The organism is Pseudomonas sp. 5P_5.1_Bac1 (assembly GCF_025466015.1).
In the GTDB taxonomy this organism is placed as follows: Bacteria; Pseudomonadota; Gammaproteobacteria; order Pseudomonadales; family Pseudomonadaceae; genus Aquipseudomonas.
This window is the reverse complement of sequence record NZ_JANLNX010000090.1, coordinates 1-5,934: the sequence shown is the minus strand read 5'-3', so window position 1 is coordinate 5,934 and position 5,934 is coordinate 1. Positions and strand designations below refer to the sequence as shown.

At 63.7% G+C, this 5,934-nt stretch carries 1 protein-coding gene; it reads left to right on the top strand.

All coding sequences use genetic code 11. From position 1 onward, the window contains the following. A partial coding sequence (locus tag NTD82_RS18400) for an immunoglobulin-like domain-containing protein (protein ID WP_315974964.1) occupies window positions 1–5,860 on the top strand: 5,860 nt, incomplete at its 5' end. Window positions 5,861–5,934 lie beyond the last annotated feature (74 nt).

Sequence of the window (5,934 nt, the reverse complement as noted above, 5' to 3'; positions counted from 1 at the left end):
CGGCGTTTCGCTCACCGCGACTGGCACCGTCCAGGAAGGCGGTCAGATCACTTACACCGCGAAGCTGACCAATCCGGCCGGCACGGAAATGAAGGTGACCCTGAGCAACGGTGAAACCATCACCATCGCCAAGGACGCCACCGAAGGCAGCATCACCATCGCCGCCCCGAAAAACACCGTGTACGTCGACAGCGGCAACGTCAGCGCCACCATCACCGGCACCACTGGCGGTGATTTCGAGAAGTTGAACGTCAGCAGCACGCCAGCCGTGACGGCCGTGACTGACACCATCGACACCTCGACCGTGACCCTGACTGCGACCCCGAGCGTGACCGAAGGCGGCGTCGTCACGTACACCGCGACCGTCAGCGCACCCGTCACCGGCGCACCACTGGTCATCAGCCTCGCCAACGGCCAGAGCATCACCATCGCGGTCAATGCGTCGAGCGGCTCGGTCGACTACGTCGCACCAAACAACGTCTACAACACCAACGCAGCGCTGACCAACAGCATCACCGGTGTCACCGGCGGCAATTACGAGAAGTTGGTCACGGCCGGAACGCCGTCCACCACCGTGACGGATAACCCCGCTCACCTCGACACCACTGGCGTCTCGCTGACCGCGACCGGCACCGTCCAGGAAGGCGGCCAGATCACCTACACCGCCAAACTGACCAATCCGGCCGGCACGGAAATGAAGGTGACCCTGAGCAACGGTGAAACCATCACCATCGCCAAGGACGCCACCGAAGGCAGCATCACCATCGCCGCCCCGAAAAACACCGTATACGTGGACAGCGGCAACGTCAGCGCCACCATCACCGGCACCACTGGCGGTGATTTCGAGAAGCTGAATGTCAGCTCGGCGCCTGCGGTTACCGCGGTCACCGACACCATCGACACTTCGACCGTAACCCTGACTGCGACCCCAAGCGTGGTAGAGGGCGGCGTCGTCACCTACACCGCCACCGTCAGCGCCCCGGTCACCGGCTCGCCTCTGGTGATCAGCCTGGCCAACGGCCAGAGCATCACCATTGCGGTCAACGCCAGCAGCGGCTCGGTCGACTACGTCGCACCGAACAACATCTACGCCACCAACCCGGCACTGACCAACAGCATCACCGGTGTCACCGGCGGCAACTACGAGAAGCTGGTGACTGCGGGCACCCCGTCGACCACCGTCAACGACAACCCGAACAACCTCGATACCACCGGTGTCAGCCTCACCGCGACCGGCAGCGTCCAGGAAGGCGGCCAGATCACTTACACCGCCAAGCTGACCAACCCGGCCGGCACCGCGATGACCGTGACCCTGAGTAACGGCTCGACCATCAACATCGCCAAGAACGCTACCGAAGGCAGCGTGACCATCGATGCGCCGAAAAACACTGTCTACGTCGACAGCGGCAACGTCAGCGCCACCATCACCGGCACCAGCGGCGGTGATTTCGAGAAGCTGAACGTCAGTTCGACCCCGGCTGTGACCGCCGTCACCGACACGATCGATACCTCGACCGTGACGCTGACCGCCACCCCAAGCGTGGTAGAAGGCGGCGTCGTCACCTACACCGCGACCGTCAGCGCGCCCGTCACCGGCTCGAACCTGGTGCTGACCCTGGCCAACAACCAGACCATCACCATCCTGGTCGGTCAAAGCACCGGCACGGTCAACTACACCGCGCCGAACAACGTCTACACCACCAACCCGACGCTGACCAACAGCATTACCAGCACCAGCGGCGGCAACTACGAGAAGCTGGTCACCGCCGGTACGCCGAGCACCACGGTCAGCGACGGCCCGATCGACACCACCACCGTGAGCCTGAGCGCCACCACTTCGGTAGCCGAAGGCGGCCAGATCACCTACACCGCAACGCTGACCAACCCGGCCGCGTCGCCAGTGACGGTGACCCTGTCCAACGGCTCGACCATCGTCATCGGCAAAGACCAACTGTCCAACAGCATCACCGTGCCGGCGCCAGCGGATACGCCGTACATCGACGCCACCACCCTGAGCACCAAGATCACCGGCGCCAGCGGCGGCGGCTTCGAGAACCTGGCCTACAGCACCACGGCGGCGGTCACTCAGGTCACGGATACCAACACCCCGACCACCATCAGCATCACCGGTACTACCTCGGTGGCCGAGGGCGGCATCGCGACGTATACCCTCAACCTGAGCAACCCGTCGCAGGCAGCGGTGACCGTCAAGCTGAGTTACTCCGGCACCGCCACCAACGGCTCGGACTTCACCGGTGTAACCACCGTGACCATCCCGTCCGGCGCCAGCAAGGTCGACTTCACCATCCCGACCATCAAGGACAACGTCACCGAAGGCACCGAGCAGTTCACCGTCAAGGTCGATTCGGCCACCGGCGGCAACTTCGAGAGCGTGGTGGTCAGCGGCACCGCAGGCAGCGTGACGACGCAGATCTTCGAACCGGCACCGATTCTGGATCTGGACGCCAACGACTCCAGCGGCAAGACCGGCGCGGATTACCAGGTCACCTTCACCGAAGGCCAGGCCGGCTCCGGCGTGTCCATCGGCGATGTCGACCTGAGCATCACCGATATCGACAGCACCAATATGACCGGTGCCACCGTCACGCTGACCAACCGCATGGCCGGCGATGCGCTGAACCTGGGCAACAGCGTCAACGGCATCAGCATCAACGCCAACAGCACCAACGACAAAGTGGTGCTGACGCTGTCCGGCAACGCCACCATCGCCAACTACATCCAGGCGCTGAAGAACATCACGTTCATCAACACCAGCGATGACCCGAGCAACACGCCGCGGATCATCACCGTGACGGTGACCGACGGGGTCAACACCTCCAACGTCGCCACCACTACGGTCAACGTGATTCCGGTGAACGACGCGCCAACCGCCGCGGGCGGCGAGTTGACGGGCACCGAAGACACCGACCTGGCCGTGACCTGGAGCAGCCTCGGCGTCACCGACCTGGACAACGTGCAGAGCGCCCTGGGCGTCACTATCACCCAGCTTCCGGCCAACGGCACCCTGCAATACAAGGACGGCACCACCTGGAAGACCCTGACCAGCGCCGATGCCGGCAAGGTCTTCAGCAAGGCGGACATCGACGCCGGCAACCTGAAGTTCGTGCCCAAAGCCAACGAATCCGGCATTACCGCCAACGGCGGCACCGGCGTGGGCAACCAGCAGGCCGACTACGCGCAGATCAAGTACAAGCCGTTCGACGGCAAGGATCTGGGCAACGAAGCCACGCTGAAAATCGACATCACCCCGGTTGCCGACAAACCGACCCTGACCATCGGCAGCAACGCCGTGGCCTCGATCGGCCTGACCAAAGAAACCTGGACCGGCCTGTCCGGCCTGGGCACCAACGGCAACGGCGCCGACGCAGCCACCCTGAAATCGGTGATCGACGCTGCCGGCAAAGGCCAGACCAGTGCCATCGCCACCAACGTCGCCTCCACCGGAGACGTGGCGCCGGGCATCGCCTCGAAGACCTCCGGCCTGATGTACATGGAAGCCGGCTCGACCTACAAATTCACCGGCGTCGGCGACGACAGCCTGGCGGTAGTGGTCGGCGGTAAAGACGTGGCCAGCACCACCTGGGGCGCCGGTGGCCAGCTCAACGGCACCTTCACGCCAACCAAGAGCGGTTACTACACCGTCGAGATCTACCACTACAACCAGGCAGGTCCGGGCAGCTACGACGTCAACCTGTCGGTCAACGGCGGGGCGACCATCGACGTGAGCCAGGTCGGCACCGCGCTGTATCCGACCGTCGCCGCACTGGCAGCGGCCGGCGTCACCGTCTCCGACCTGCACGGCTCCAGCGGCAAGGGCTACTACGACGGCTATAAACTCAACGAAGGCCGCGAGAACGGCACCGTCAAGCTGGTGGGCATCAGCTCGGCACTGACCGACACCGACGGCTCCGAGACCCTGGCGGTCAAGCTCGCCGGTATCCCGAGCGGTTCGGTGATCAGCGACGGCGCCGGTCACAGCATCTCCGTCGGCGCAACCGCGGTGGACGTCACCGGCTGGAACCTGAGCACCCTGACCATCAAGCCGCCGGCCTACTACAGCGGCAGCTTCGATGTGACGGTCAACGCCACATCCACCGAGACCATCAACGGCAGCACCGCCAACACCCCTGGCACCATCAAGGTCACCGTGTACGGCGACACTTACGCCGTGGCGACCAACGCCACCGCCGACAGTGACAACTGGAACGGTACCGATGGCAACGACATCATCGCCGCCGACATCAACGGCCTGCACGTGGTCGCCGGGCAGAACTACAACCTGGCGTTCATCGTCGACACCTCGGGCAGTATGAAAGACTCGGTGGACGCGGCGCAGAAAGCCCTGCAGTCGGTATTCACCACGCTGTCCAACAGCGTCCAGGGCGCCAGCTCCGGTACGGTCAACATCCTGCTGGTGGACTTCGCTACGCAGGTCAAGACCACCGTTTCGGTCAACCTGGCCGACAGCGGCTCCCTGCAGACCCTGAAAAACGCCCTGACCGCCATGACGGCCAACGGCGGCACCAACTACGAGGACGCCTTCAAGACCACGGCCAACTGGTTCCAGGCCCTGAAGGACTCCGGTGCCACCGGTACCAACCAGACGTTCTTCATTACCGACGGCCAGCCGACCTACTACCAGACCGGCGAACGCACCAACCCGACGCTGATCACCTACAGTGGCAGCAAGGCCAACCTGACGATGGACACCTACCTCACGTCGATCAATTACAAGATCGGCCAGGTGATCAACGTCAACCTGGACAGCAGCAACAAGCTGACCATCGACAGCAGCGGCAACCTGAACCTGTACAAGAACGGCAGTTGGTATTCGTCCCTCAGCGGTACCCTGCACGCCCAGGGCGACGGGACCTACGAACTGTCGAGCCTGGCCGGCCAAGGTAGCTATACCGACTCCGACACCACCTCCAACTCGAAGAGCGCCTACGCGGTACTCAAGGCGCTCTCGCCGACCATCGAGGCCATCGGCATCGGCAGCGGCGTGGACGTCAACGACCTGAAACCGTACGACTCCGACGGCGTGCCGCAGACCAACATCGACCCGAGCAACCTGGCCAACGCCATCCTCGGCCACACCGAGGCGACGCTGCCAGGCAACGACACGGTCAATGCCGGCGACGGCAACGACATCGTGTTCGGCGACCTGATCATGTTCTCGCAGGTGTCGGGCAACGGTGTGGAAGCGCTGCAAAGCTACGTCGCGCTGAAGACCGGGCTGGATGCCAGTGCGGTGGACAGCAAGGCCATGCACCAGTACGTCACCGAGCACGTCAGCGAGTTCGATATCTCGCGCAGCAGTGACGGCAACGACACGCTGTACGGCGGCGATGGCAACGACATTCTGTTCGGCCAGGGCGGTAACGATTACCTGGATGGCGGCAAGGGCAATGACATCCTGCTCGGCGGTACCGGCAACGACACCCTGCTGGGTGGCGAGGGCAACGACATCCTGTTCGGCGGCCAGGGCAACGACACCATGACCGGTGGCAGCGGTGCCGACACCTTCGTCTGGAAGGCGGGTGATATCGGCAACGACATCATCAAGGACTTCAAGGCGGCCGAAGGTGACCGTCTGGACCTGAGCGACCTGCTCCAGGGCGAGAAGGCCAGCACCATCGACAACTACCTGAAGATCACCACGGTTAACGGCGAGTCGACGCTGCAGGTCAGCTCCGAAGGCAAGCTCAATGCCGCCGGCGGTATTGCCAACGCGGACGTGACGATCAAGCTCGAAGGGGTGAACTGGTCCTCAACCTCGATCAACTCGCTGGTAACCGGTGCCGACCCAACGATCAAGATCGACCACAACAACACGTAATCGCTTGGCGTGGGGGGCCCCCCCCCGGGGGGGGCCCCACCCCCGGTTTTTTTCATGGCGCCCAACCCGGCGGC